The following is a 26,597-nucleotide window of genomic DNA, read 5'->3' on the forward strand; positions in this document are numbered from 1 at the left end:
GGTGCTCTTGCAGCAGATGAATGAACTAAAGCTAAAAATTACTGCCCTGGAAACCATGATCGACCTGGCCGAGCAGCAGTATGATTTTCCCATCCGAAAAAAGTTTGGCACCAAACAGTAATGGAATTGCATCAATCCCTTACGCGGGTGGGCGTCGGCCGCCTGTGTAAGCTGTTTGGTAAAACCCGGCATGCGTATTATGATATGCTATGGCATAAGCAAGAGCGGTGGGATGATGAGCAGGTCATTGTGGAACTGTTGCCTGCATGCGCTCAGGGGCAAGCACAAGCTGTTGTGCAAGCGCAAAAAACGGTATATCTCTACTACGGACTCCAACCACCGTTACCGCAAATACCCCAATAAAGTAAAAGAGTTGGAGGTATTGCAAGCAGAACAATTATGGGTATGCGATATTACCTATATACGCGTGGCAGAGCGATTCTGCTTTTTGTCCCTGGTAACCGACGCCTATTCTCACAGGATTGTTGGGTATTGTCTTTATCCAACCCTGGAAGCCGAAGGTTCCCTGATTGCACTTCGAATGGCCATTGGCAATCTGCGCCACAAGCCTGCGGGGCTTATTAATCACTCCGACCGGGGTATCCAATACTGTTGCGATGCCTATGTGGAAGAACTGCAGTTGTATGATATTGATATCAGCATGACAGAAAACGGGGATCCCTACCAGAACGCCGTGGCCGAACGGTTGAATGGAATATTAAAAAATACCTATGACCTGAAGCGGACCTTTGCTACTGCCGCGGAAGCCAGTGAAGTGGTGGAGCGTTCCATTTATTCCTACAACCATCGCAGACCTCATTCCAGCATTGAAGATCTCACTCCTGACAGTGCCCATAGTGTAACTGGCAAACTAAAGCGAAAGTGGAAAGCGAAGAAGTTCGAGAAAGTGCAAACAACTCCAGAACCTTAACCCCTACTAAAATTTACCAGCCAATGAATAAATCTCCCCCTGTATAGTTATTTTAGTACTTGAGTTTTTAGATGTATAGCTATAATAGTACTTAAAACTTCACCCTGTATAGCTATATAAGTACGTGATTTTTAGGGTGTATAGTAATACGAGGATTAATCTTCACAATTGTATAGTTTTTTTAGGATCAGACATAGTTTTTTTAGGATCAGACACGACCCGGGTCAAAGTCCTTTGAGAGTGCCTTGGGAATGCCTAGGTAGTCCTTAAAAACCCTATGAAAACCCTATAAAAACCCGGGCGGGAGTACGGGAAAACCCAGGTGGACTGTCACGAATGATACCTCCCGTATGGCACGAATTACCTGTTTTTGCAGCATTCACTCCTTTAAAACAACATGCCCGCCGGTGGGCGGGCATGAATGACATTTTTTTGTGCGGTCACTATCCTTTATTGCCCTTTTTCAAGGTTGATTTAGGAGTGATTTTAGTTGGTGCTGTAGCATTTAAGGTAGCAGCCAGTTTGGTTGCTTCATATGCGTTCAGTAACCCACCTGATTTACTTATCGAAGCCAGGTCAGTGATTTCATCTGTACCTGGAATTTTCACTTTTATATCAGGTGTGGTAGCTGATTTTTCGATCACCATCTTCACCTGCTCAGGGGTGAGGGTAGGAAAATAACTCAGCAGGAATGCAGCTACACCTGCAACAACAGGGGAAGCCATGCTGGTTCCCTGTGCATTGCCATAGGTATTACCGCCGGGAATAGTAGAGTAGATCTTGGTACCCGGAGCGAAAACATCCACTTCTGTTTTACCATAATTGGAGAAGGAAGCTGTTACACTTTTAAACTGGGGCTCTGCTAGCGGATCACTGCTGGCACCCACTGTGATCCAGTTGGATGCACGCTCGCCCAGATGCTTTAGCATTGCATTCGGAAAATTATCTACCGAATCAACATTGGAACCATCATTTCCTGCCGCATGCACAAGGAGAACTCCTTTGCTGGCTGCATATTTTACTGCTTCATCAACCCACTTCTTTTCAGGGGAGAAACTCTTGCCGAAGCTCATGTTTACCACTTTGGCGCCATTATCCACTGCATACCTGATGGCAAGGGCCACGTCTTTGTCGTGCTCATCACCATCCGGAACAGCCCTGATGGCCATAATGCGAACATTGTCTGCTATACCATCCATTCCAAGGCCATTATTTCTTTTTGCGGCAATGATTCCGGCCACATGTGTACCATGGAAGGGAGTATTTGCCATCACGTCATTATTGCCGTAATAGCGGTCATTAAAATCATAATAATTGTCTTTCACGATCTCACCGCGATAGTCTTCGGGCGCCTTATCCATCGCCTCTTTCTTTCTTTCTTCACCACTCACATAATCTTCAAAGCCTTCGAGGAATTCAGTATTAGGGGTTTCCATCATATTGAAAGCTTTCAGGATATAGAGCATACCTGATTTTGCTTTCTGTCCTTCCGGAGTGGAAGGGGAGAAACTTTCAAGGTCTTTACCGGTATAGCTGGTTTTACCCATTGCTTGTTTTACCAGACTGTCATTTTTCAAGCTGCTTTCCAGTGCGCGTTTCATGAAAACAAGGTCAGCACCGCCGCCACCGGCATCGCCTTCCACTTTCAGTTTCGCCTTAAGCCACATGGCATATTCTTCCTGTTCTTCTTTATTGAGATTATTTGCATCCATATCGGGCTTGTCAAATTTTGCCTTGCCTTTATGGTATACACGGGCTGCCTCATAGCTGTCTTTCTTAACGTTTCTGCCGTCTTTGCCACCCAAAAAATTCCAGCCATGTACATCATCTACATAACCGTTCTTATCATCATCAATACCATTACCGGGTATTTCTTTCGAATTCACCCAAAGCACGGGCTTAAGGTCTTCATGCAGGGTATCTATACCTGAATCAATTACGGCAACAACAACAGTTTTAGAAGTCTTGCCTTTAACAAATTCATAGGCTTTATCGAGGCTGATTCCATAAAAACCATCTTTTTCCTTGTCGGAAAGATGCCAGCCTTTAGGGAGATCTTTTTTCACGGGGGCGGTGCTGCCCTGTCCGGATGCCTGTCCCACACTGAGGGCGGCGAGAAGAATCCCGGCAGGGAGTAGGAGAAATTGCTTCATGCAGTCAATATTTAATTTACTAATACAAAGAGACGCTTAATTTGAAAAAATAGTTTACCGATCCAATAATTTTTGCATTTTATCAAAGGTCGAACTTTATTCCCTGGGCCAGCGGAAGGCTGGTTCCATAATTGATAGTATTGGTTTGCCGGCGCATATAGGCCTTCCAGGCATCACTGCCGCTTTCCCTGCCGCCGCCAGTTTCTTTTTCTCCGCCAAATGCCCCACCAATCTCAGCACCGCTGGTTCCAATATTAACATTAGCTATTCCACAATCACTGCCGCCCTGTGAAAGAAACAGTTCTGCCTCTCTCAGGTTAAGCGTCATAATAGCCGAAGATAATCCCTGCGGCACCCCGTTCTGGTAGGCAATGGCCTCCTCAAGGGTACTATATTTCATGATGTACAGGATAGGAGCGAAGGTTTCATGTTGTACGATCCTGAAGTGGTTGCCTGCTTCTGCAATACAAGGCTTCACATAACATCCACTTGCAAATTCCGGGCCTTCAACTACACCACCTTCAACAATAAAGTTGCCACCCTCAGCTTTGCATTTGTCAATTGATTCAAGGTATTGTTTTACAGCATCCTTATCGATAAGCGGACCAACATGGTTATTTTGGTTGAGGGGATCACCGATACGCAACTGGCCATAGGCTTTCACCAGTTTTTCCTTAAAGCTGTCATAAACCGATTCATGAATGATAAGCCGGCGGGTTGAAGTGCAACGCTGACCTGCTGTTCCAACCGCCCCGAAAACAGCTCCAATTAGTGACATGTCGAGGTCAGCGTCTTTCGAAATTATGATGGCATTATTACCACCGAGTTCCAGGATGCTTTTTCCTAAACGGGCACCCACGGCAGCACCAACGGCCTTTCCCATGCGGGTAGAACCTGTGGCAGAAATGAGGGGAACACGATTGTCATGGGATAACCATTCACCTAATTCGCGGCCTCCATTAACAATTGAACTTACTCCTTCAGGAACATTATTTTTACTGAATACCTCATTTACGATATTCTGGCAGGCGATAGAGCATAGCGGAACTTTTTCTGATGGCTTCCACACGCAAACGTTACCACAAACCCAGGCCAGCATAGCATTCCAGCTCCATACAGCAACTGGGAAATTAAAGGCGCTGATCACCCCCACAATGCCAAGCGGATGCCATTGTTCGTACATCCTGTGGCTGGGTCTTTCACTGTGCATGGTGAGTCCATGGAGTTGCCTTGACAGTCCAACAGCAAAATCACAGATATCGATCATCTCCTGTACCTCACCCAAACCTTCCTGCAAACTTTTTCCCATTTCATAGGAAACCAGTTGCCCGAGTGATTCTTTGTTTGCTCTTAATGCTTCGCCGATCTGCCGAACGATCTCACCCCTGCGTGGTGCAGGCCATTTACGCCATTCCAGAAATGCCTGGCGGGCAGTTTCAATGACCTGGTCGTATTCTTCACGGGTGGTTGAAATGACTGTTCCGATCTCTTTACCATCGGCAGGGGAGTAGGAAATGATATTTTCTCCTTTTGATTCTATCCATTCTGATCCTGTAGAAGTGCCTTTGTTAAGACCTTCTATTCCCAGTGCTTTGAGAAATTCCATGACGGCTATTTTTTAGCCGTCAAATGTACGCTTTAGGTTTCAGTATTGCTCCTGTTCATTCGGGAAATCATGACTACGCACATCCTCAATATATTGCTGCACCGCACCAATCACCTGGTCATGCATATTGAGGTATTTGCGCAGGAAACGGGGATTAAAATCGTTATTGATACCAAGCATATCATGCATTACGAGAACCTGGCCGTCACAGAATTTACCGGCCCCAATGCCAATGGTGGGTATATGCAGACTTTCAGAAACTTCTTTGGCGAGTTGTGCAGGAATTTTTTCCAGTACAATAGCGAAGCAGCCGGCTTCCTGGAGGAGAAGGGCATCCTTTCTTAGCTTTTCTGCTTCTTCCTCTTCTTTGGCACGAACAGTATAGGTTCCGAATTTATAGATCGATTGTGGTGTAAGTCCAAGGTGACCCATCACTGGTATTCCTGCCCTTACTATACGGCGAATGCTCTCAGCAACTTCTTCACCGCCTTCCAGTTTAATGCTATGCCCTCCGGTTTCTTTCATCATCCTGATAGCGGAGGCGAGGGCAATGTCGGGGTTCGACTGATATGTTCCGAAAGGCAGATCTACAACAACCAGGCATCGGTCAATTCCCCTCACCACACACTGCGCATGGTAGATCATCTGTTCAATAGTGATAGGCACCGTTGTTTCATGACCGGCCATAACATTGCTGGCCGAATCGCCTACTAATATCACATCTATTCCCGCTGCATCAAAAAGACGGGCAAATGAAAAATCATAGGCAGTGATCATGGAGATCCTCTCACCAGCCGCTTTCATTTTGAGCAATGTATTGGTAGTTACTTTTTTTACCTCGGTATGAACAGACATGTAAAACTTTTGATGAATTTAAAATGTGTTATGAAACTTATCAGGACTTTGCCGCAGGCCTTGATCTTTTTAATTTTTCCCCTTTGATCTTCTCATAAAGGATATGGATAAGACCATCTGCAAGACCTATCTTAGGCACATAGATTTCTTTGGCATCAGCCCAACGCATAACATTCACGTATATACTAAGTGCAGGTACAATCACATCAGCACGGTCTTCCCGAAGATTATAGATACGCATCCTGTCAGCTACGGAAAAACTACTCAGTTCCTTGTAATAATCTTTCAACAGCTCTGCAGGCAATGGCTTACCATCTTTTTTCTTAGACATTGAAAACACCTTGTTGATATTGCCGCCCGAGCCAATACAGGTGATCTCTTTAAAGCCTTTTACCTTACTGCGGATAAAGTCTTTCATCTCATCCCATTTCTTTTCTTCCACCTGGTTTTTCAGCAGCCGGATGGTGCCAATATTGAAGGACTGTTTAAATACAAGTTGACCATCACTGAAAAAAGTTAGTTCAGTGGATCCTCCACCTACATCAATGTATAGGTAGGAGTGATCCTTATCGAGGTTTTCAGCAATATGATTCTCATAAATAAAGGAAGCCTCTTCATCGCCACTGATAACTTTGATTTCTATCCCGGTATCTTTTTTTATATGCTCTATTATTGGCGCTGCATTCTTTGCATCGCGCATGGCCGAGGTGGCGCAGGCAATGTATTCCGTAACACCGTAAACATCAATAAGCGCCCGATACGCCTTTATGGTCTTGATGATATGTTCTTCTTTTTCAGGCGAGATGGTCTGTGTTTCAAACACATCAAATCCCAAACGCAAGGGCACCCTTACCAGGTTTAGTTTATTGAACCTGTCTTTACCATCGGCATCCTGTACCACTTCAGTGATCAGTAACCTGGCGGCATTACTTCCTATATCGATTGCGGCTAATCTCAATTTGTTGTTTCGGTTTTATCAATTAACCTTGAATAAATAACAGGTTCCGTTAATGGGTTGGCCTGCAAAATCATTTTCGTCAGTTTAGCCTGCAGGTAGTTGTATTGTTCTACCTGGCTCCTTACCTTATTGCCTTCTGTTCTAACATATTTATTGCGAAGTGAATTATCAAGGATCCTCGCCTTTACATTATCACTAAGCTGGATGGAAAGCATATTCTTCAACACTTTCTTAAGGTCTTCATCAAGTATCGGGCAGGTGATCTCTACACGGTGATCGAGGTTGCGCACCATCCAGTCTGCCGAAGATATATAAACTTTCTCTTTGCCTCCGTTGTGGAAAATGAATACCCTTGCATGCTCCAGGTATTCATCTACGATGCTGATAGCTTTGATGGGACGTTTATATTTTTTACTCTCTGAAAACATACAGAATATCCCTCTTACAATGAGTTGAACTTTGACCCCCACGCGTGCTGCTTCATAGAGTCTTTCAATAAGCGTTTCATCAGAAAGGGAATTCATCTTGAGCAGTATGCCTGCAGGCTTTTTCTTTTTTGCAAATCTTATCTCAGCATCAATCAGCTTAAGTAGTTCTCTGCGGAGAATAAGTGGGCAGGGTAGAAGTGTTTTACACCCTTTTAAAATATCAGGTTGTGTCCTATGTTTTTCAAGATAAAGGAAGAGCCGGTTGATATCGGCCATAATGCCTCTGTGTGAGGTCAGAAGGCAATGATCACCATAAACTTTTGCCGTGCTCTCATTCATATTGCCCGTGCTTACAAATCCATATTGAATGGTGCGGTTCTGGATCCTCTTGCGAATGATACATACTTTGGCATGCACTTTCATATTCGGTATGCCGATAAGTACTTTCACTCCTTCCAGTTCCAGCCTGTCTTTCCATTCAAGATTGGCTTCTTCTTCAAAACGAGCTCTTAGTTCAATCATTACCGTTACCTGCTTACCATTCCGAACGGCATTGATAAGGGCATTGATTATCCTTGAATTTTCCGCAAGTCTGTAGGCTGTAACTTTTATGGATACAACATCCGGATCAATAGCTGATTCCCTGAGCAGGTCAATTACCGGGTTAAATGAATGATAGGGAAAACTGAGCAGGATATCTTTTTCAAGGATAACATCCGTAACCCTTGCTGTGCCAGCAAGCAATTGGTGCTGGAAAGGCTTTTTCCTTTGTGATCGCCTTTGAAAAATATCGGGGAAATCCATAAAATGTTTGAAATTATGGATCCTTCCTCCGGGTATGAGATTGTCCTTCCGCGTAAGATTCATCCTGCGCATCAGGTATTCAAGGAGTGTTGCATCCATCTCCTTATCATATACAAAACGAACTGGTTTCCCTTTTCGACGGTTCTTAACGCCTTTTTCTATTTTTTGGATCAGGGTAGTACTTACATCATTATCAATATCTATCTCAGCATCCTTTGTAACCTTGAAAACCCATGCCTCAAATCTTTCATATCCGAAATAGGAAAATACTGCCGGGAGGTTGAAGCGGATCACATCTTCCAGAAGTATAATATGCTTTTCTCCAGCCGGAGCAGGTAGTTGAACAAACCGGCCAAGTGCTTTGGTAGGCACTTCAATAAGTGCATATTTCTGCTCAAATTGACTGCTTTTCCTGCTCATCAAAACTCCCAGGTAAATGGATTTATCGCGGAGATATGGCAGTTGCGGAATATGTTCGATCATGAGCGGAATAGTATTGACCCTCACCTCATCTTCAAAAAACTGTTTCACAAATACCCGCTGTTCTTTATTAAGTTGTTTTTCGTTGATGAAAAAGATCTTTTCCTTTTCCATTTCCCGCCTGATCTGCTCCCAGATCTGGTTGAATTCATTCTGCTGCTGCAGCACAGTGATCATTATATCTTCCAGGATCTTTTCCGGGGCCTGCTCTAAGTGCATATTAATGCGCACTTTTTTGCTACCCAGTTCAATCATTCTCCTGAGGGTGGCTACCCTAACCCTGAAAAATTCATCCAGGTTATTAGAGAATATTCCCAGGAAACGAATCCTTTCACGAAGGGGAACAGTAGCATCGGCTGCCTCTTGCAATACCCTGCCATTGAATGATAACCAGCTGATATCCCTCGCAATTGTTTTTCTTTTTCCATCCATGTGAATCATTATCAGCCATTTAAAACCCTTGAAGGGGGCGGCTGCGGATAGTTGAAATTAGGCAAAAGCTGGCAATGGGGAATCGGGAATAGAGAAATCGGAATATGTAACCAAAGCATAATAAGAAAAGGTAAAAGAAGGAAGCATGCATTATCTTTGCCGCGCGGCTGGAAAAAATTGCAGAAATGAATTTTTAATTACGGGAATTTCTCCTACCTTTGCCGTCCTAAATTTTGACAGTCATGGCTAGAGTATGTCAGGTTACGGGTAAGACGCCGATCACTGGTCACCGCGTATCTCACTCGAATATTAAAACAAAACGCAGGTTCCTTCCGAACCTTTTGACGAAGCGCTTTTATTTGGCAGAAGAAGATAAGTGGATCACACTTAAGCTTTCTGCAGAAGGACTGCGTACTATCAACAAGAATGGTCTTTTATCAGTTGTGAAGGACCTGAGAGCGAAAGGAGCGAAAATCTAAATTAGAGTAGTCCGCCTAACCGCGGGTAACTATAAAACCGATCAACAATGGCAAAGAAAGGTAACAGAGTTCAGGTGATTATGGAATGTACCGAGCACAAAACAAGTGGTCAGCCGGGTACAAGCCGTTATATCACTACCAAGAACAAAAAGAACACTCCTGAGCGTCTGGAGTTGAAAAAGTACAACCCAATCCTGAAGAAGGTAACTGTACATAAAGAGATCAAGTAAGACGCGTCAACCTGATTTACTCATTTTCTAATTCATTATACAATGGCAAAAGCAGCAAAAACGGCGATCAAGACCAAAGACCAGAAGGCAGCAGCAGAAGCTAAGAACTGGACTAAAGTCATCAAAGCTGTTCGCAGTCCCAAGACTGGTGCATACACCTTTAAGGAGTCGATCGTGCACAAGGAGAAGATCAAGGATTTCCTGGGTGAAAAATAATTAAGGGTTCCATTGGTACTCTTTTTGAGCTGTTCTGTATTATACCGGACAGCTTTTTCTGTTTTATCCCGTATAACATTTATTTATCCTAATAATTTACAGGCAATGGGATTTTTTGATAAGCTATTCGGCAAAAAGGAAAAGGAAACACTAGACCAGGGATTGCAGAAAACAAAGGAAAGTTTTCTCAACAAGATCACTAAGGCAGTAGCAGGAAAAACAACCGTTGATGAAGAAGTACTCGACAGTCTGGAGGAGGCACTTGTAAGTGCTGATGTGGGAATTGATACAACGGTTCAGATCATAGACCGGGTTGAAAAAAGAGTAGCGCGCGATAAATATCTGAATACATCAGAGCTCAACGGAATTTTGCAGGATGAGATCCGTGGTGTCCTTGTTGATGCGCCTGAAAGCAATAGTTATTCTTTCCAATCTGCATTGCCATCAAAACCTTATGTGATATTAGTGGTTGGTGTAAATGGTGTTGGTAAAACCACTACCATTGGCAAGCTCGCTTATAATTTCAAGAAAGCTGGTAAATCTGTATTACTCGGGGCTGCCGACACTTTCAGGGCAGCAGCAGTTGACCAGCTTACTATCTGGAGTGAGAGGGTGGGTGTACCCATTGTTAAGCAGGCTATGGGCTCTGATCCCGCAGCAGTGGCATTTGACGCAGTAGCAAGCGGAGTATCGCGCGGAGCAGAAGTAATTATTATTGATACCGCTGGGCGTCTTCATAACAAGGCACACCTTATGGAAGAACTTGCTAAGATCCGCCGCTCTGTTCAAAAGGTTATCCCTGATGCCCCACATGAAGTTTTACTTGTACTGGATGGTTCTACCGGCCAGAATGCATTAGAGCAGGCCAAACACTTCACAGCAACTACTGACGTTACTGCTATAGCTATCACTAAACTTGATGGCACCGCAAAAGGTGGTGTTGTGCTTGCCATTGCCAACCAGTTTAAAATTCCGGTCAAATTCATCGGCATGGGTGAGAAAATGGAAGATCTTCTGGTATTCGATAAACATGAATTTGTAGACAGTCTTTTCTCTTTAGGATAGAAATCTTTATAATCTTATAAATAAAAATGCCCCACAGCTGGGGCATTTACTTTTCATTATCAGGCGCTGAATTAAAAAGTATAACGTATTGCGAAACCACCCCAATTTCCGAAATGCGGATACTTGGCGATTTCAAAATATGGCTGCCAGTCAATGCTCAGGTTGATAGGTGCTCCCTTGATCTTGTAATCTAGTCCGAGTACCCCATCAATACCAAATGACATGTCACCATCATCATAATACTTATTACGGTCATCCCTGTAATACCAGCCCTTGTTGTAAACACCAATATGTGCACCAGGACCAACATACCATTTTAATCCGGGAGCCCCATTAATGTCTCCATGAATTTCGTACAGGCCAGTAAAACGGAAACCATGCCTCCAGAAAGAAGCAATACCTTCCAATGCGCGGTTATTACCGGTAAAATGCTTTAGGGTTAATGCACCCGGATAAAATTTCACACCGAGTGCTGTTCGGTAATCACTTCCCATTGCTTGTGCGCTCGCATCCTGGGCCAACGCCATTCCTGCTACAACAGTCAATGCCATTATCCATTTTTTCATATCAGTGGTTTTGAAAGAGGTGTTAAAAAAATTGTGCCAAATATTCCCCAATAACGGTTTATGAGGTCATTAATTGTATGATATTCTATATTTTATGGGTTATAATATGATTCAATCAGGTAGATCCCACCAATGAAATTGGTTACCTTTGCAGCCAATTTTAGAATTGCATGAAAGTTAGAACACTGAGGAAAGACAAGGTTAATATCATCACGCTCGGTTGTAGTAAAAATATGGTGGATAGTGAAGTGCTGAGCGGACAGCTCATGGCTAATGATATTAACGTTGTACATGAGAATACCAGGCTTGACCACAATATAGTGGTAGTCAATACCTGTGGGTTTATCGATAAGGCAAAAGAAGAATCTGTAAATACCATATTAGACCAGGTTTCTCTCAAGAAAAAAGGTAAACTTGATAAAGTTTATGTTACAGGCTGCCTCAGCCAGCGCTACCGAGATGATCTGGAAAAAGAGATCCCTGAAGTGGATGCATGGTTTGGTACCATGGAACTGCCCCTTATCCTTAAAGAAATGGAGGCTGATTATAAGGCTGAGCTACTGGGAGAGAGAATGTTGGCCACTCCACGCCATTATGCCTATCTTAAAATATCAGAAGGATGTAATCGTACCTGCTCCTTCTGCGCCATCCCGCTGATGCGTGGCGCGCACGTTAGCCGGCCAATTGAAGAACTGGTGAAAGAAGCGGAAGGCTTAGTGAGGAAGGGTGTTAAAGAAGTAATGCTTATTGCGCAGGAACTAACTTACTACGGATTGGATCTTTATAAGAAAAGACAGTTGAATGAACTGTTGAATAAACTTGCTGATGTGGAGGGACTTGGATGGATCCGTCTGCATTATGCCTATCCATCCAGGTTTCCTATTGAGATGCTTGATGTAATGCGTGAGCGGAAAAACATCTGCAACTATCTTGATATGCCTTTGCAGCATGCTTCCAATAATATGCTCAAAGCAATGAAGCGTCAGATAACCCGCGAAGAAATGGAGTTATTGATTGCAGACATTCGTTCAAAAGTTCCCGGTATATGTATACGTACAACGCTAATTGCCGGCTTTCCAGGTGAAACAAGGGCGGATGTTGAAGAATTGAAAGATTTCCTTCGTCGTATGCGTTTCGACAGGGTTGGTATTTTTACCTATTCGCATGAGGAAAATACAAGTGCACATGGTTTGGGGGATAATGTTCCTGCCGAAGAAAAAGAAGCGCGTGCACAGGAGATCATGGAAGTACAGCAGGAAATCAGTCTTGAAAAAAACCAGGAGAAAGTAGGCCAGGTTTTAAAAGTAATCGTTGATAAGAAAGAAGCGGGCCGATATCTTGGACGTACTGAATTTGACAGTGTGGAAGTTGATAACGAAGTTGTGATTAATACGGGCAAGAAATTGCCCATCGGGGAATTTGTAATGGTGCGAATCACAAAAGCATTTGATTATGACCTGGAGGGAGACGTGGTGGAAATGTAAGAGGTAAGAGGTCAGAGGTAAGAAGTAAGAGGTAAGAAGTAAGAAGTAAGAAGTAAGAGGTAAGATCTGTAAATTGAGGTTATGAAAATATTTATTTTGTCAGGGTTAGTAGTTCTTTTGGCTTTGATGGCAAGTTCATTCATGCAGAATCCGAAGGCACAAAGTATAACAAGAGGGAAGGAGGTTTACACTGCAAACTGCCAGGGTTGTCATATGGAAAATGGCGCGGGTGTTGAAGATGCATTTCCCCCGCTGGCTAAAGCGGATTACCTGATGAAGGATCCGAAACGTGCTATCACTATCATTCTCAAAGGGCAACATGAGGAAATTACAGTAAATGGTAAGGTATATCACAACCTTATGCCTGAGCAGAGTTACCTGCCTGATGAAGAGATCGCCGATGTGGTAAATTATATAACAAATAGCTGGGGGAATAAATACAAGGAGTTCATCACTCCTGCAATGGTTAAGGCAAAAAGAAATTAAACTTTTCTTATTTGCCACAAGCATGCTTAAGCGCCTCCCGCTTTGCAAGTGCGCTGATGCCTTCCGTTTAAATTTCCCACCAGCGCGCTGAAGGGTATATATTATCAATGATCAGCGGTTCGCCTATTATGGGAGTAGTGATCAGGATCCCTGCTTTATTCGCAGCCTCAGTCACCCTGTTCACCGGCTCTTTCCATCCATGATAGGCAAGCGCGAATTTACCCCAATGCACCGGCAGCAGTGCCTTTGCGCCAAGGTCAAGATGAGCCTGTACCACCTCCTCCGGCATCATATGAATATGAGGCCATGCGGTATTGTACTGGCCACATTCCAGAATAGACAGATCTGTGGCACCATATCTTTCTCTTATTGTTTTGAAATGAGAGTCATATCCAGAATCACCCCCTATATAAATTGATTTTCCAAAAAGGGAAAGCCAATATGAATTCCATAGTGAGCCTCCTCGTTTGATCCCTCTTCCGGAAAAATGCCTGGCAGGGGTGGCGATGATCCTGACATGATCTTCAGGTTTATGATCTTCCCACCAGTCTAATTCTGTTATTGCGGCTTTATCTATTCCCCATTTTTTCAATTGCCTGAATAAGCCCAATGGTGCAATAACTTTTTTCAGGGAAGGGGCCATAGCTTTAATGGTGGACTTATTAAGATGGTCGTAATGGTTATGAGTTATTATCAGGTAGTGAAATTGGGGAAGATCAGTGGTCTCATAAATATTGGTTCCCGGAAAAGCTTTCAGCAGGAATGGTAGCGGCGAAGCCGATCTGTCGAACACCGGGTCAACAAGAATATTAAGTCCATTGCAATGTATCAGGTAAGATGAGTGGCCAAACCAGATAATGAGGGGATCGCTGCTGTTGAGGCTTTGCAGGTTTGTTTTGATGGATGGAAGAGGTTCAGCCGGACTTGAATCAGGGGGTTTGTTGAAAAAATCCCAGAACATTTCCCGGTAGCTGGCGTCTTCTGCCATCAAGGATGTTTCTGAAAGATTCCGGAAAGCACCTGACTTAAAGTTGGGAGAGTCAATAACGGAACGCATTTAATACAATATTTTAGGTGTTTTCACGTAATTCAATATAAGCAAAGCCTGGTATAATTATTAACTTGGCCACGTTAAATTGAGGAAGATGAAGAGAATCCAATACCTGATGTTAATGATCCTGTGTGCCTGGAGTATTCAAATACATGCGCAGGAGGGCTGGAACCATGGACGACTGCGGGTTAGCGGCGACGCGCATTTCCTGGAAACAACCAAAGACATGCCCTTTTTCTGGCTCAGTGATGCCGCCTTCGATATTTTCCAGAAACTTAGTTTTGAAGAGATCCGGCTTTATCTTAAAAACCGGCAGTCCAAAGGATTTAATGTGATCCAGGCTGCTATCCTCGCCGAAAACAATGGCCTGAAGACACTTAACCGATATGGATCAATTCCACTGGTTGATGAGAACCCTAATGCTCCCAATGAAAGATATTTTGAACTGGTGGATACTACAGTAAAAGTTGCTGCCCGACGCGACATATTTGTTGCGCTCTATCCAACATGGGGCGATAAAGTAACTGAAGGGTGGGGTAGCGGCCCGGCTGTATTTACATCCAGAAATGCTTATAACTATGGGCGATGGCTTGGAGAAAGATATAAAAACGATGAGAATATCATCTGGGTATTGGGTGGTGACCGCCCCCCGGTGAAGGACGCTTCCGACTGGCTTCCTATCTGGCGGGCCATGGCAAGAGGGTTACAGGAAGGTAGCAGCTATAAGGCATTTATCACCTATTATCCCTCCAGCGGTGAAAAAAGTACCTCCCAATACCTGCATAATGAAACATGGCTGAACCTGAATATGATCCATGGCGGCAATGAAAAAAATGACCTGCCGGTATGGCAATGGGTTGAACGCGATACCAAACTGCCTTCAGCAAAACCTACCCTGGATGGGGGAATCAATTTTGAGGATCATCCTGTTGGTAATACGGCAGGTAAAAGCTTTACTGATTACGATGTACGGAAACAGGCTTATCGTTCTGTTTTTGCCGGTGCTTCTGGTGTAGGATATGGCAATCAGGCAGTATGGCAATTCGCTGGCACAGGCGGGGCCGGACAAATGGGTCTATATTGGAAAGATGGACTTGACCGGCCGGGAGCATTCAGTGCAGGCTATGTTCGCAAACTGATAGAGTGCCGCCCATTTATGGGAAGGGTTTATGATCCATCAATTATTAAGGAGGGGCAGGAAGAAGGTGACAATTTCATCACCGCTTTTCGGGGAAAGAATAATGATTATGCAATGGTTTACCTGCCTGTTGGCAAAACCATTACGGTGAATACCAGTTTCATGAAGAGTGATGATATAAAGATCTGGTGGTACGATCCGAGGATAGGCCTGATGGTTCGGGGGATATCAGTTTACAGGCGGGGTCTTCTCCAACTCACACCCCCAACACTTGGCCGGGGTCAGGATTGGGTGCTTGTACTGGATGATCCTGAGTACCAGTACCGGCCTCCAGGCGACTGGATCAGTGAGCGTGCGCAGCAAATAAAAGAAATTGACGATATTCCCGAACAATAGTCAATCAAAACAGGAATACATGAAGCAATTTGCTGATGCAACAATGGAAGAATTAAATGAAGTGATGGAGAAGGCGGCGGTTGCATATGAAGAATATAAAAGACAACCTATATCCAAACGTGCTGCCCTGATGCGCAATATCGCTTCAGCACTTGAATCTACCAGTGATGAACTGATACAGGTGGCTATGCGGGAAACAAATCTTCCTGAGGCCAGGTTGCGAGGGGAAAAAGCACGTACCATATTTCAACTTAACAGTTATGCAAACGCCTGTGAACAGGGTCATTGCCTTGATGCCAGGATCGATACGGCAAATGAAACCAGGACTCCACCAAGGCCTGATATAAGGAAGATGATGGTTCCCCTTGGACCGGTAGTTGTTTTTGGAGCAAGTAATTTTCCTTTCGCCTATTCTACCGCCGGTGGCGACACGGCATCAGCGCTCGCGGCCGGCTGCAGCGTTGTTGTTAAAGCACATCCTGCTCATGCAGAAACATCCGAAATGGTAGCTGCGGTTATTCATAAAGCCATAGCTGATACGGATCTGCCAAAAGAAGTGTTTTCGCATGTACATGGGCGTTCGTTTGATATTGGGAAGGCTCTTGTCTTGCATCCTAAAACTAAAGCCGTAGGATTCACGGGATCATTTACAGGAGGAAAACAATTATTTGACTGGGCAGCAACCAGGCCTGTTCCTATTCCTGTTTTTGCAGAGATGGGAAGTGTAAATCCTGTCTATCTTTTTCCGGTTAAACTTTCTGCTGAAGCAAAGGATATCGCCGAGATGTATGCTGCTTCAGTTACACTCGGCGTGGGACAATTTTGTACCAATCCCGGATTGATCATAGGCATAGAGGATGATGCGTTGCAGCGTTTTATCAAATATCTGGGTGATGCCATAACAAATGCCATGCCGGCCAGAATGTTGCATGCAGGTATCGCTGAGGCCTATGCGAAAAATAAAGCTTTGGCATTGTCACAGCAGGGTGTTGAAGTAGCCGGATCAAGTTCTGAAGTAGCTGGTGATGGAGAAGGATCAGCAGCAGTTGCCAGCGTTGACGCAAAAAAATTCCTTCAAAATTCATTATTACATAAAGAAGTGTTTGGACCTTTTACGCTTGTGATCAGGTGTTCTGATGAATCGGAGATGATTAAGGTAATAAAGCAGATGGAAGGTCAGCTTACCTCTACCATCATGGCTACACCAGAAGAATTAAAGAATAGTGATTCTATCACAAGGGCAATTGCTGAAACCTGTGGAAGGCTGATCTTCAATGGCGTTCCCACTGGCGTGGAAGTATGCTGGAGCATGCAACATGGAGGTCCCTTTCCAGCGTCCACCGATAGCCGGTTTACGGCGGTTGGTCCCGATGCCATCAGGAGGTTCTGCCGGCCCCAAAGCTTTCAGTCATGGCCCGTTGCATTGCTTCCTGAAGCATTACAGGATTCAAATCCACTTCAAATTTGGAGAATGCTAAACAACGACTGGACCCGTGCTGCGGTGACGGTAAACAAACCAGGCAACAATGCCGGTTGACACTACAAAATATAATAGTAATAGTGGCGTAACAAGTGATGAATATCGGGAAGCCCCAAACCAGTCGCCGTAGAAATACAGGGTACCCAATCCCAGTATATTCTTGATCGTTTCCCAAACTATGGCAGAAGAATGTTTATCCATCAGCTCTGTATAGGCATATACCAACAGGAAAACATATAGTCCATAAATAAACATAGCAGGCATTCCTATTGAAGCTATATGCCCAAAAAGATAGCTGATGAACAGGAGGCATGCTGTGATCTGAAACCAGCTCCAGGCCTGCAGTGCAGGCGATGAATCAGGATCGTATTTTTCAAAATGGTAAGGATCAGAAATTTTATGAACCGGATATTTTTCCTCCATATCTGGTGGTCTCCACCCCGTTGGTGCCAGCCAGATTCGAAATTTATCACGCCAGTTTGCAGTATGCCATGCATCTTTTATAAGTAACCATAGGTGCATGAAATTGATGCGGATGGGGTTCCATGTTTGCACGGGCCTGGTGATCCCATACACAGGGGGAATGTCTTCACGTTCTTCCTGGAAACTTCCAAAAAGCTTATCCCACCAAATGAAGATCTGGGAGTAATTCTTATCAAGGTATTCCGGATTGAGTGCATGATGTACACGATGATGGGAAGGCGTAACGATGATCTTTTCAAGGAAACCCATTTTTCCAATATGCCTTGTATGGTACCAGAACTGGGCAAAAAGATGAAGGGGGGCTATGATTGCAATTACTTTTTCAGGAACGCCGAGAATAGCAGCAGGCAGGAGGAAAATGGTAAACAGTTTTACTATGGAAGAAATACTCTGCCTTAAGGCGCAGGCCAGGTTGAACTCTTCGCTGCTATGATGGATGATATGGTTGTTCCAGAAGAAATTGTACTCATGCGCAATACGATGGGTCCAGTATCCTGCGAGGTCAAGCGCCAGGAAAGCTACTACATATGTGATCCAGCCATCCGGCACGCTAACAATTGCAAGATTTTCCACCAGCCAACCATAGCTGATAATAGCGATACTCAATCCCAATACATCTTTGGTCACATTTGTGATGCCAGAACTCAGACTCGATATCATGTCCATATTGCGGACAGTATCAAAGCCTTTTCTCCAGCCATACCATTTCTCGAAAAGTACGAGAAGCAGAAAGGCGGGCATCGCGATCAGCAATATCCTTCCATAAGTTTCCATATAGCGGCATCCTTTCCTACGAATTTAAATCAATTTTGTGTTTTGAGTTTTACATTTGATTACTATGCAGGCAATTGTAATCGGAGCTGGCATTATCGGCCTGAGCTCAGCACTTTATCTTAAGCAATCGGGTTGGGAAGTAACGGTCATAGAAAAAGAAGATCAACTTAACAACTGTAGTTATGGAAATGCAGGGTATATCTGTCCCTCTCATTTCATACCTCTTGCAACGCCTGGTATTATCAGGCAGGGTATGAAATGGATGACAAATCCACATAGTCCATTTTATGTTCAGCCTCGTTTAAGCTGGTCGCTGGTAGACTGGGGAATAAAATTTATCCGTAGTGCTACCGCTGAAAAAGTAGAAGCGGCTGCCATTCCACTGAGGGATATAGCGCTGTTAAGCCAGCGATCCTATGAAAGCTGGAAAGCAATTCCCGAACTGGAAATGGCCTATGAAAAGAAAGGCATACTGGAATATTTTAAGACTCCCGAAAAGGAGCAGCATGCAATTCACACTTGTGAGGAAGCAGTGAAACTTGGCATTGATGCAGTGATGCTGTCTGCTGTAGAAGTAAAGGCTATGGAACCCCAAACCAGGTTAGAAATAAATGGCGCTCTCTATTTCCGGACCGATGCACATGTATATCCGAATAGGGTTATGCAGTCATTGCAGAAATATCTGGGTGATATTGGGGTAGTTTTTAAGACGGGAGAAAAAGTAAAAAGTTTTGAAAAAACCAAGGGAAGAATTCAAAAAGTGCTCACTGATAAGGGAGTATATTCTGCCGATACAGTTGTGTTGTCTACAGGATCCTGGAGCAGGGAACTGGCTTCAAAATTATCACTTAAACTACCCCTGGTGGGTGGGAGAGGTTATTCAGTAACACTTGAAGATTCGCCTTATAAATTAAATCATCCCGCCATCCTGATGGAAGGAAGAGTTGCCATCACGCCCATGGATGGCAATAAGATCCGGTTCGGTGGTACAATGGAAATAACCGGTCTGGATGAACCTCCCCGGATGAAACGTGTGGCCGGAATACTCGATGCGGTGAAAGCTTATCTTCCTGAGTTCCAGATCCCATTTCCGGCGGAGAATGATATCTGGTATGGATACCGTCCCTGTTCAGCCGACGGCCTTCCTTATATTGGCAGGAGCACTGAATTCAATAACCTGATCATTGCTACCGGTCACGCCATGGTGGGCATGAGTCTTGGGGCAGGCACGGGTAAGCTGGTATCTGAAATTGCCAATGAAGAGCAACTATCCGTGGATATAACTGCGTTTGACCCGCAGCGCTTTAACTAGTAGTGGAATTGTTAAACCCTTCCACAAGCTCAGAGAATTCATAACTTTAATTGTTCATCACTGTTAAGACGCATATCCGCTACAATTTTTAAATAATGGACTGTACCAGCACTGCAATAAATTATTCCCAGACAGGATATTATAACCAGATAGTAACTGATTATGTAGCAGGAAGCGAAGCGCTTCGTTCTTTTTATGAGCACCCTGTTTCAGAAGAGGGTATAAGGGCAGCCATCGCTGCAAGGCAGAGCTTTCCTACAGATCGTGCGGCCCTTGTAAGTTTCCTGGAAAAACAATATGAAGGCATCACCACTTCCGAATTGGTAAAATTGAATATTGCAAGAATCAGTAGTAACAACACCTTTACTATTTGCACAGCCCATCAGCCAAATATATTTACAGGATACCTTTATTTTATTTACAAGATCATTCATGTGATCAAATTAGCTGATCATTTCAGGGAAATTATTCCTGCTCATGATTTTGTTCCAGTTTTTTACCTGGGTAATGAAGATGCCGACCTTGAAGAACTTGGAAAAATCTTTTTGAATGGAGAAAAGCTGGTTTGGGATACCAAACAGAAAGGAGCGGTGGGCCGAATGAAAACTACAGGTATCGAGAAACTCATCGCCCGTATAGAAGGTGAATTATCTGTTCAGCCCCATGGAAAAGAGCTTATGCAACTTATTCGGAATGCATATATAGGGGCTTCCAGTATACAGGAAGCCACATTCCGTTTGGTAAATGAATTATTTTCTTCTTTCGGGCTGGTTGTACTGGTTCCTGATGATGCTGTATTGAAAAGAAAGATGGAGCCAGTTTTTAAGGATGATTTACTGCGGCATATACCTTCGCAGGTGGTTGCTGAAACTACTGCCCGTTTAGCAAAAAATTATAAGGTACAGGCCAATCCGCGGGAGATCAATACTTTTTACCTGCACGAGGATATCCGAAACAGGATTGAAAAAAAAGCTGACATTTTTCATGTAGTGGATACTGATATAAAGTTTACGGAGCAGGAACTTTTGAAAGAGTTGGAACTGCATCCCGAACGCTTTAGTCCCAATGTAATACTTCGCGGTCTTTACCAGGAAATGATCATGCCAAATATTGCATTTGTTGGTGGGGGTGGAGAACTGGCATACTGGCTGGAACTAAAAGATCTTTTTCATCATTATAAAGTACCTTATCCTGTGCAGGTGCTGCGTAATTCATTTTTACTGATCGAAGAGCAATGGGAAGAGCGTATAGCTAAACTCGATTTTGTGCCGGAAGATTTTTTCCGGGAGCAAAGGTTGCTCTTGGATGAACTGGTTAAACGTGATAGTGCCGTGCAGGTGCATCTTACCAATGAGATAAGGGATACAAAGGCATTTTATGAGCACCTGAAGTCGATTGGAGCAGAAGTTGATAAGACGCTCCTGACGCATATTACAACACTAGAAACCCGGATGTTAAAGCAGCTACAGAACCTGGAGAAAAAATTACTGCGTGCCGAAAAAAGGAAATTCAGTGACCAATCGCGGCAGATAGAAACTATTAGAAAGACATTATTTCCTAATAATGGACTCCAGGAAAGAGTGGACAATTTCATGCCCTGGTATGCGAAGTATGGTGCAGGGTTTCTCAACCATATTTATGATCACTCACTTTTGCTTGAACAGAAATTTATTCTTTGCAGGGTAAAGGGAGAAAAGAGTCCGGCAACGCAAAGAGAGTTGGCAACCACCACCCAAAAGAGTTAGTGGTCAAAATCATTTGGCTGACCGGCAGACTTTAATTTGCTCACTTTTTTGATTACCTCAGCTTCAAGGTCCGCCTTATAAGCAGCCACACTATCTCCAATTCTTTTATCATAAGCACCGAGCATTGATGCTGCTAGAATACCTGCATTTTTAGCGGCATTGAGTGCAACCGTTGCAACAGGAATTCCATTTGGCATCTGCAGAATACTCAAAACTGAATCCCATCCGTCAATAGAATTAGAAGATTTTATTGGAACTCCTATAACTGGCAATGGGGTTAAAGATGCAACCATTCCAGGCAAATGAGCTGCTCCGCCTGCGCCGGCAATGATCACCTTCAGGCCTCTCTCACGGGCCGTACTGGCATAATCTACCATTCTCCTTGGGGTCCGATGGGCTGATACAACTGTCAACTCATAACCTATCCCAAACTCTTTAAGAATATCAGCAGCAGCCTGCATGATGGGAAGATCTGAATCGGAACCCATTATAATTCCAACTAGTGTTGATGAGGGATTGACTACTGGTTGTTGTGGTTGTACTTCCATGTTTTTGATCAGTTCTTGCACAAAAGAACTGTTTTTTTACTAATAATTAATTCTTCCCGCCAAGGTCTTGACAATTACTTTAATATCTCTCCCTTCAAACGCATAAGTTCAACTTCCGCCACCTTTGCATTGTAGCGGGCAGCGATGAGTCGGTTATAACCATCATTTAAACTTATCTGTGCTTCCCGCAGCTCAATATAGGTGCTTACGCCCAGGCGAAACCTTTCCAAGGCAATGTTTACATTTTCTTTTGCAAGTAGTATATTTTCTTCTTCCAGAACCAGGTTTTGCTTCTGTAACTCATAATCGCGGAAAGCATTTTTGACAGCAACCTCCATCATTAAGCGCTGGTTGTCTAACTGCAACTGCTGCTGGAATATATTCAGCCTTGCCTGTTTAAGCTGGCGGTTCACAGTAAACCCGTTAAATATGGGGATATTGGCAGTTAGGCCATAAACAAGACCTCCTGATTGCCGGTAGGGTAGTGCAAAAGGGTTGAGGTTTTTTGTATTGTTTACCTGGGCAAAATTATAAGACGAGTTAAGACTTACCGTTGGATAATAACCTGCTCTTATTTCACGCAAACCTATATGCGAGATTTCAATGTTCTTTTTGGCTAGTTGTAACTCTGGATTGGTGTTGTCAATATTCTTATAAACCTCATCGAGTGTTAATGACTCATTGATGGGTATAGAATCCACTACATCATAAGTAACACCAGACTGGATTCCCATTAGTTGATTGAGCTGTTCTTTCAATTGGGCTATGACGGTATTTTGTCTATACTGAGTGGAAGTAAATGCATTCAGGTCAACTTTTGCCTGAAGCAATTCAGGTTTTGCACCAAGGCCAACCATTAACTTTCTGTCTGCCAGTTTAACTCTTTCCTCGCTGATACTTTTCTGTTCTATAATGGCATTAAGCTGTTGTTTCTGTTGAACAATATTAAAATAAGTCACAAGTACCTGGGAGATCGTATTGTTGAGTTGTGCTTTCACCTGAAGGTCGCCAAACTTTACCAATTCCCTTATCCTGTCCCTTGTGGCGAACATACGCATACCATCAAATAATACCCAATCGAGCCGAACGCCAAAATTCAAACTATTTGATGTTGAAAGACCCGCTGTGTCTTTCCTGGAGGCGCTCCTGTAGGCAAGCGAATCCTGGTTTCGGGTGAAGTTTTTAGATGCAGTACCATTCAGTTGCGGGAGAAAAGCAGTATAGATATATGATTCATCTATTGAATAGGATAGGGAGTCATTACGGCTGATCCTGATATCATAATTGTTTTTCAAAGCCGTCGCAATCGCCTGGTCAACTGTAAGTGTTTGTTGCGCGATTACTGCCTGTACACCACCAAAAAAAAGAGAAAACAATAATAGTGTTCTAGTCATAGAGATATGTTTATGCTGATACGGGTACTGTAACAGCTGAATCCAGTTCGCTTTGCGCGCTTTTGCGGGTTGACATATAAGAATACATTGCCGGTATCACATAGAGTGTTAGTATCAGAGAGAACATAATACCCCCTACAATAACAATCCCTAATGGTATCCTGCTGGTGGAGGCCGCTCCAAGTGATAATGCCAGTGGAAGTGCTCCGAGTGACATTGCCAGGCTGGTCATCAGGATAGGCCTTAGTCGGCTTACGGCCGCTTCAATCACCGCTGGAGTGCGCCCGAGCCCTTCAATGCGCTTATGGTTGGCAAATTCAACTATAAGGATACCGTTCTTTGTTACCAGTCCTATAAGCATGATCATACCGATCTGTGAAAAGATATTGATGGTCTGGTCAAATATCCACAGAGATAATAGTGCTCCAGCAATGGCAAGAGGAACAGTGATCATGATGATAAAAGGATCAATGAAACTTTCAAATTGTGCAGCCAGAATTAGAAAGATCAATCCCAGGGCCAGCAAAAATGCAAAGCTGGTATTACTTGCACTCTCTGCAAAATCGCGTGAAGAACCAGAAAGGGAAGTGCTGAAACTATCATCAAGCAAGCGGTTACCAATGGCCTGCATTTCTTGGATACCATCACCAATTGTTTTGCCGGGTGCGAGGCCTGCCGAAACTGTTGCTGACTTATATCGGTTAAAATGATATATAGTAGGAGGGGTAGTCTCTTCTTCAAATGATACGATATTATCAAGTGATATACTTTCACCTCTGCTGTTACGAACATACACAGCTTTGAGATCCGTTGGTTCATCCCGATCGTTCCTGGCAAGCTGTCCAATAACCTGGTATTGCTTGCCATCCTTGGTAAAATATCCAAGCCTTCGATTGCTTAATGCCAGTTGGAGTGTGGAGGATACATCTTCAATAGAAATGCCAAGCTGGCTGGCTTTCATACGATCTATGTTCACCCTCAATTCAGGCTTATTGAATTTCAGATCTGCGTCCACGCCCTGAAATACAACACTTTTATTGGCTTCATCCAAAAACTTGGGAAGCACTTCACGGATCTTTTCAAAGTTTACGTTTTGTATCACGAACTGTACCGGCAGTCCTCCCCGGCGATTCACCTGAATTGTCTGCTCCTGTATGGCAAATGCGCGTCCTTCATTAAAACGCGGAAGATTTCGGTTAACCATGTCAACGACCTCCTGCTGGCTGCGCACCCTTTCTTCTGGATCCACGAGTAGCATCCTTAAAAAGCCGGTATTCACAGATCCCGATCCGGTAAACCCAGGTGCGGTTACCGTTATCATTACTTTCTTTTCCGGAACACTATCCAGAACAAACTGCCCTATACGATCCATATAACGATCCATATAATCAAATGCCGTTCCTTCAGGTGCGGTTACTGATAAACGGAACTGGCTGCGATCTTCCATGGGAGCAAGTTCCGATTGCATATTGCTGCCAATAAAATAGATGATGGCAAAACATATCGCAATGATCACAAACGCGAACCAACGAACACGCATAAACGCAGAAAGGGTTCTGCGATAGCCATTTTCCATACCCCTGAAAAAAGGTTCGGTCTTATTATAGAACCAGGAGTGCTTATGTTTTTTCCGTGTTAATTTTACGTTCAATACCGGGGTTAGAGTAAGGGATACAAATGCAGATATCAAAACTGCACCGGCTACCACAATGCCAAATTCGCGGAAAAGCCGTCCAACGAATCCCTCAAGAAAAACGATCGGAAGAAATACTACTGCAAGTGTGATGGAAGTTGCAATAACAGCAAAATAGATTTCCTTGGAACCTTCTCTCGCTGCCTGCCATTTACCCATTCCTTTTTCCATCTTCTTGAATATGTTTTCTGTCACAACAATACCATCATCCACAACCAGACCAGTTGCAAGTACAATGGCAAGCAGGGTGAGAACATTGATGGTGAATCCAAACAGGTACATGATAAAGAAGGCGCCAATTAGCGATACGGGGATATCAATCAATGGCCGGATGGCAATTATCCAGTCGCGGAAAAAGAAATAAATGATCAGGATAACCAGAATAATGGCAATCAGTAAAGTTTCCTCCACTTCAAGGATGGAACGTTTTATAAACTTCGTCTGGTCGAGGGCAATATCAGTAGTGAGGTCTGAAGGAATTTCCGTTTTTATCTGTTCATATCGTTTATAGAATTCATCACTGATGGCCACATAATTTGACCCTGGCTGTGGAATAATAGCCAGGGCTATCATGGGGATGGTACTTTCTTTTAATATCGTTTCTTCGTTTTCGGGGCCAAGTACTGCTTCCCCGATATCTTTCAACCTGATATCAGTACCACCCGTATTTCTGATAATTATATTATTGAATTCTTCCTCTGTATTAAGGAGACCAAATGTTCTTACTGAAAGTTCAGTGGCATTGCCAGAGATCTTACCTGAAGGCAATTCAATATTCTGGGCCCTGAGGGCCGTTTGAATATCGGCGGGAGTGAGGCCGTATGCCGAGAGTTTGGAGGGATCAAACCATATACGCATGGCATATCTTTTTTCACCCCATATCTGTATTCCGCTTACACCCGGAATAGTTTGTAATCTTTCAAGCAGGTTATTGGTTGCATATTCTGTAACCTGTAACTGGTTTCTTGTATTACTCTGGACCGTCATGGCCAGGATGAAATCAGAACTGGCATCTGCTTTGGAAACAACAGGAGGTGCGTCAAGGTCATCAGGGAGCGACCTGCTCGCCTGCGACACTTTATCACGTACATCATTAGCCGCAGCTTCAAGGTCGATAGAGAGTTCGAACTCAACGGTAATATTACTTGTTCCCTGGCTGCTGCTCGACGTAATGTTTTTTACACCAGCAATACCATTTACAGCCTTCTCAAGCGGTTCGGTGATCTGGGATTCGATAATATCTGCATTGGCACCCGGGTAAGATGTACGCACATTTACAATTGGTGGATCAATTGCCGGATAATCGCGTACACCCAAAAATTTATACCCGATAAGGCCAAATACTATTATAACAATATTCAGCACTATGGCCAATACGGGCCTTCTTAAACTCAGTTCAGATATATTCAT

Annotated in this window: 22 protein-coding genes; 11 read left to right on the forward strand and 11 right to left on the reverse strand. The window is 43.7% G+C overall.

Going from position 1 to position 26,597, the window contains the following annotated elements; all coding sequences use genetic code 11:
* The first annotated feature begins 190 nt into the window (after positions 1-190).
* Positions 191-931: an IS3 family transposase gene (locus tag HY58_RS18935; protein ID WP_082022161.1), complete on the forward strand. Its 741-nt coding sequence runs from the start codon at positions 191-193 to the stop codon at positions 929-931.
* Between the two features lie 443 nt (positions 932-1,374).
* Here the strand turns inward: HY58_RS18935 and HY58_RS12635 are convergent, their stop codons facing one another.
* From HY58_RS12635 to ppk1, 5 genes are all read right to left on the reverse strand, one after another.
* Positions 1,375-3,084 carry a S8 family peptidase gene (locus HY58_RS12635; protein WP_039132544.1) on the reverse strand — a complete coding sequence of 570 codons (1,710 nt, stop codon included), beginning with the start codon at positions 3,082-3,084 and terminating at the stop codon, positions 1,375-1,377.
* A gap of 82 nt (positions 3,085-3,166) precedes the next feature.
* Positions 3,167-4,690, reverse strand: coding sequence for an aldehyde dehydrogenase family protein (locus HY58_RS12640; RefSeq protein ID WP_039132545.1), 1,524 nt, complete (start codon positions 4,688-4,690; stop codon positions 3,167-3,169).
* 39 nt (positions 4,691-4,729) lie between these two features.
* Complete coding sequence (panB, locus tag HY58_RS12645; RefSeq protein ID WP_039132546.1) at positions 4,730-5,545, reverse strand: 3-methyl-2-oxobutanoate hydroxymethyltransferase; 816 nt, start codon at positions 5,543-5,545, stop codon at positions 4,730-4,732.
* 40 nt (positions 5,546-5,585) lie between these two features.
* On the reverse strand, positions 5,586-6,503 hold the full coding sequence (locus HY58_RS12650; RefSeq protein WP_039132548.1) for an exopolyphosphatase: 918 nt from the start codon (positions 6,501-6,503) through the stop codon (positions 5,586-5,588).
* The gene (gene ppk1 / locus HY58_RS12655) at positions 6,500-8,647 is read right to left on the reverse strand and encodes a polyphosphate kinase 1 (protein WP_082022162.1); all 2,148 of its coding nucleotides are present in this window, start codon (positions 8,645-8,647) and stop codon (positions 6,500-6,502) included. The genes HY58_RS12650 and ppk1 overlap by 4 nt, the downstream gene beginning before the upstream one ends.
* Positions 8,648-8,889: 242 nt before the next feature.
* Here ppk1 and rpmB point away from each other — a divergent pair, with 242 nt between their 5' ends.
* The 4 genes from rpmB to ftsY all read left to right on the forward strand — a co-directional run bounded on the left by rpmB (position 8,890) and on the right by ftsY (position 10,637).
* A complete protein-coding gene (gene rpmB, locus HY58_RS12660) occupies positions 8,890-9,126 on the forward strand; it encodes a 50S ribosomal protein L28 (RefSeq protein ID WP_039132550.1) in 237 nt (78 codons plus the stop codon).
* 47 nt (positions 9,127-9,173) lie between these two features.
* On the forward strand, positions 9,174-9,356 hold the full coding sequence (gene rpmG, locus HY58_RS12665) for a 50S ribosomal protein L33 (protein ID WP_039132552.1): 183 nt from the start codon (positions 9,174-9,176) through the stop codon (positions 9,354-9,356).
* A gap of 42 nt (positions 9,357-9,398) precedes the next feature.
* Positions 9,399-9,572: a DUF4295 family protein gene (locus HY58_RS19225; RefSeq protein ID WP_072037623.1), complete on the forward strand. Its 174-nt coding sequence runs from the start codon at positions 9,399-9,401 to the stop codon at positions 9,570-9,572.
* A gap of 105 nt (positions 9,573-9,677) precedes the next feature.
* Entirely contained in the window at positions 9,678-10,637 is a 960-nt protein-coding gene (gene ftsY / locus HY58_RS12670) for a signal recognition particle-docking protein FtsY (RefSeq protein ID WP_039132554.1), read from the forward strand.
* 71 nt (positions 10,638-10,708) lie between these two features.
* Here ftsY and HY58_RS12675 read toward each other — a convergent pair whose 3' ends face one another.
* On the reverse strand, positions 10,709-11,203 hold the full coding sequence (locus HY58_RS12675; protein ID WP_039132556.1) for a hypothetical protein: 495 nt from the start codon (positions 11,201-11,203) through the stop codon (positions 10,709-10,711).
* 170 nt (positions 11,204-11,373) lie between these two features.
* On the opposite strand from HY58_RS12675, the gene rimO reads away from it, so the two are divergent.
* Both rimO and HY58_RS12685 read left to right on the forward strand, forming a co-directional pair.
* Positions 11,374-12,687: a 30S ribosomal protein S12 methylthiotransferase RimO gene (gene rimO, locus HY58_RS12680; protein WP_039132558.1), complete on the forward strand. Its 1,314-nt coding sequence runs from the start codon at positions 11,374-11,376 to the stop codon at positions 12,685-12,687.
* Between the two features lie 81 nt (positions 12,688-12,768).
* Entirely contained in the window at positions 12,769-13,173 is a 405-nt protein-coding gene (locus tag HY58_RS12685; RefSeq protein ID WP_039132560.1) for a cytochrome c, read from the forward strand.
* 67 nt (positions 13,174-13,240) lie between these two features.
* Here the strand turns inward: HY58_RS12685 and HY58_RS12690 are convergent, their stop codons facing one another.
* Positions 13,241-14,230, reverse strand: a complete 990-nt coding sequence (locus HY58_RS12690; RefSeq protein ID WP_052324100.1) for an MBL fold metallo-hydrolase — start codon at positions 14,228-14,230, stop codon at positions 13,241-13,243.
* Positions 14,231-14,318: 88 nt separating this feature from the next.
* Here HY58_RS12690 and HY58_RS12695 point away from each other — a divergent pair, with 88 nt between their 5' ends.
* A complete protein-coding gene (locus HY58_RS12695; protein ID WP_052324101.1) occupies positions 14,319-15,758 on the forward strand; it encodes a glycoside hydrolase family 140 protein in 1,440 nt (479 codons plus the stop codon).
* Between the two features lie 19 nt (positions 15,759-15,777).
* Positions 15,778-17,295, forward strand: a complete 1,518-nt coding sequence (locus tag HY58_RS12700; RefSeq protein ID WP_039132561.1) for an aldehyde dehydrogenase (NADP(+)) — start codon at positions 15,778-15,780, stop codon at positions 17,293-17,295.
* Here the strand turns inward: HY58_RS12700 and HY58_RS12705 are convergent.
* Positions 17,233-18,495: a sterol desaturase family protein gene (locus HY58_RS12705; RefSeq protein ID WP_039132563.1), complete on the reverse strand. Its 1,263-nt coding sequence runs from the start codon at positions 18,493-18,495 to the stop codon at positions 17,233-17,235. The genes HY58_RS12700 and HY58_RS12705 overlap by 63 nt on opposite strands.
* 64 nt (positions 18,496-18,559) lie before the next feature.
* On the opposite strand from HY58_RS12705, the gene HY58_RS12710 reads away from it, so the two are divergent.
* Both HY58_RS12710 and bshC read left to right on the forward strand, forming a co-directional pair.
* On the forward strand, positions 18,560-19,807 hold the full coding sequence (locus tag HY58_RS12710) for an FAD-binding oxidoreductase (RefSeq protein ID WP_039132565.1): 1,248 nt from the start codon (positions 18,560-18,562) through the stop codon (positions 19,805-19,807).
* Positions 19,808-19,902: 95 nt separating this feature from the next.
* Positions 19,903-21,552 carry a bacillithiol biosynthesis cysteine-adding enzyme BshC gene (gene bshC / locus HY58_RS12715; RefSeq protein WP_072037624.1) on the forward strand — a complete coding sequence of 550 codons (1,650 nt, stop codon included), beginning with the start codon at positions 19,903-19,905 and terminating at the stop codon, positions 21,550-21,552.
* Here the strand turns inward: bshC and purE are convergent.
* The 3 genes from purE to HY58_RS12730 all read right to left on the reverse strand — a co-directional run bounded on the left by purE (position 21,549) and on the right by HY58_RS12730 (position 26,597).
* On the reverse strand, positions 21,549-22,100 hold the full coding sequence (gene purE, locus HY58_RS12720) for a 5-(carboxyamino)imidazole ribonucleotide mutase (protein WP_052324102.1): 552 nt from the start codon (positions 22,098-22,100) through the stop codon (positions 21,549-21,551). The two genes, bshC and purE, sit on opposite strands and share 4 nt — an antisense overlap.
* A gap of 74 nt (positions 22,101-22,174) precedes the next feature.
* Positions 22,175-23,494: a TolC family protein gene (locus HY58_RS12725; RefSeq protein ID WP_039132569.1), complete on the reverse strand. Its 1,320-nt coding sequence runs from the start codon at positions 23,492-23,494 to the stop codon at positions 22,175-22,177.
* Between the two features lie 10 nt (positions 23,495-23,504).
* A complete protein-coding gene (locus HY58_RS12730; protein ID WP_039132570.1) occupies positions 23,505-26,597 on the reverse strand; it encodes an efflux RND transporter permease subunit in 3,093 nt (1,030 codons plus the stop codon).

The organism is Flavihumibacter sp. ZG627 (genome assembly GCF_000814325.1).
GTDB lineage: Bacteria > Bacteroidota > Bacteroidia > Chitinophagales > Chitinophagaceae > Flavihumibacter.

Excerpts from the sequence above, each read along its gene's own strand:
- HY58_RS18935 (WP_082022161.1), top strand. The coding sequence starts at position 191 with ATGCGTATTATGATATGCTATGGCATAAGCAAGAGCGGTGGGATGATG.
- HY58_RS12635 (WP_039132544.1), bottom strand. The coding sequence starts at position 3,084 with ATGAAGCAATTTCTCCTACTCCCTGCCGGGATTCTTCTCGCCGCCCTC.
- HY58_RS12640 (WP_039132545.1), bottom strand. The coding sequence starts at position 4,690 with ATGGAATTTCTCAAAGCACTGGGAATAGAAGGTCTTAACAAAGGCACT.
- panB (WP_039132546.1), bottom strand. The coding sequence starts at position 5,545 with ATGTCTGTTCATACCGAGGTAAAAAAAGTAACTACCAATACATTGCTC.
- ppk1 (WP_082022162.1), bottom strand. The coding sequence starts at position 8,647 with ATGGATGGAAAAAGAAAAACAATTGCGAGGGATATCAGCTGGTTATCA.
- rpmB (WP_039132550.1), top strand. The coding sequence starts at position 8,890 with ATGGCTAGAGTATGTCAGGTTACGGGTAAGACGCCGATCACTGGTCAC.
- rpmG (WP_039132552.1), top strand. The coding sequence starts at position 9,174 with ATGGCAAAGAAAGGTAACAGAGTTCAGGTGATTATGGAATGTACCGAG.
- HY58_RS19225 (WP_072037623.1), top strand. The coding sequence starts at position 9,399 with ATGGCAAAAGCAGCAAAAACGGCGATCAAGACCAAAGACCAGAAGGCA.
- ftsY (WP_039132554.1), top strand. The coding sequence starts at position 9,678 with ATGGGATTTTTTGATAAGCTATTCGGCAAAAAGGAAAAGGAAACACTA.
- HY58_RS12675 (WP_039132556.1), bottom strand. The coding sequence starts at position 11,203 with ATGAAAAAATGGATAATGGCATTGACTGTTGTAGCAGGAATGGCGTTG.
- rimO (WP_039132558.1), top strand. The coding sequence starts at position 11,374 with ATGAAAGTTAGAACACTGAGGAAAGACAAGGTTAATATCATCACGCTC.
- HY58_RS12685 (WP_039132560.1), top strand. The coding sequence starts at position 12,769 with ATGAAAATATTTATTTTGTCAGGGTTAGTAGTTCTTTTGGCTTTGATG.
- HY58_RS12690 (WP_052324100.1), bottom strand. The coding sequence starts at position 14,230 with ATGCGTTCCGTTATTGACTCTCCCAACTTTAAGTCAGGTGCTTTCCGG.
- HY58_RS12695 (WP_052324101.1), top strand. The coding sequence starts at position 14,319 with ATGAAGAGAATCCAATACCTGATGTTAATGATCCTGTGTGCCTGGAGT.
- HY58_RS12700 (WP_039132561.1), top strand. The coding sequence starts at position 15,778 with ATGAAGCAATTTGCTGATGCAACAATGGAAGAATTAAATGAAGTGATG.
- HY58_RS12705 (WP_039132563.1), bottom strand. The coding sequence starts at position 18,495 with ATGGAAACTTATGGAAGGATATTGCTGATCGCGATGCCCGCCTTTCTG.
- HY58_RS12710 (WP_039132565.1), top strand. The coding sequence starts at position 18,560 with ATGCAGGCAATTGTAATCGGAGCTGGCATTATCGGCCTGAGCTCAGCA.
- bshC (WP_072037624.1), top strand. The coding sequence starts at position 19,903 with ATGGACTGTACCAGCACTGCAATAAATTATTCCCAGACAGGATATTAT.
- purE (WP_052324102.1), bottom strand. The coding sequence starts at position 22,100 with ATGGAAGTACAACCACAACAACCAGTAGTCAATCCCTCATCAACACTA.
- HY58_RS12725 (WP_039132569.1), bottom strand. The coding sequence starts at position 23,494 with ATGACTAGAACACTATTATTGTTTTCTCTTTTTTTTGGTGGTGTACAG.
- HY58_RS12730 (WP_039132570.1), bottom strand. The coding sequence starts at position 26,597 with ATGAATATATCTGAACTGAGTTTAAGAAGGCCCGTATTGGCCATAGTG.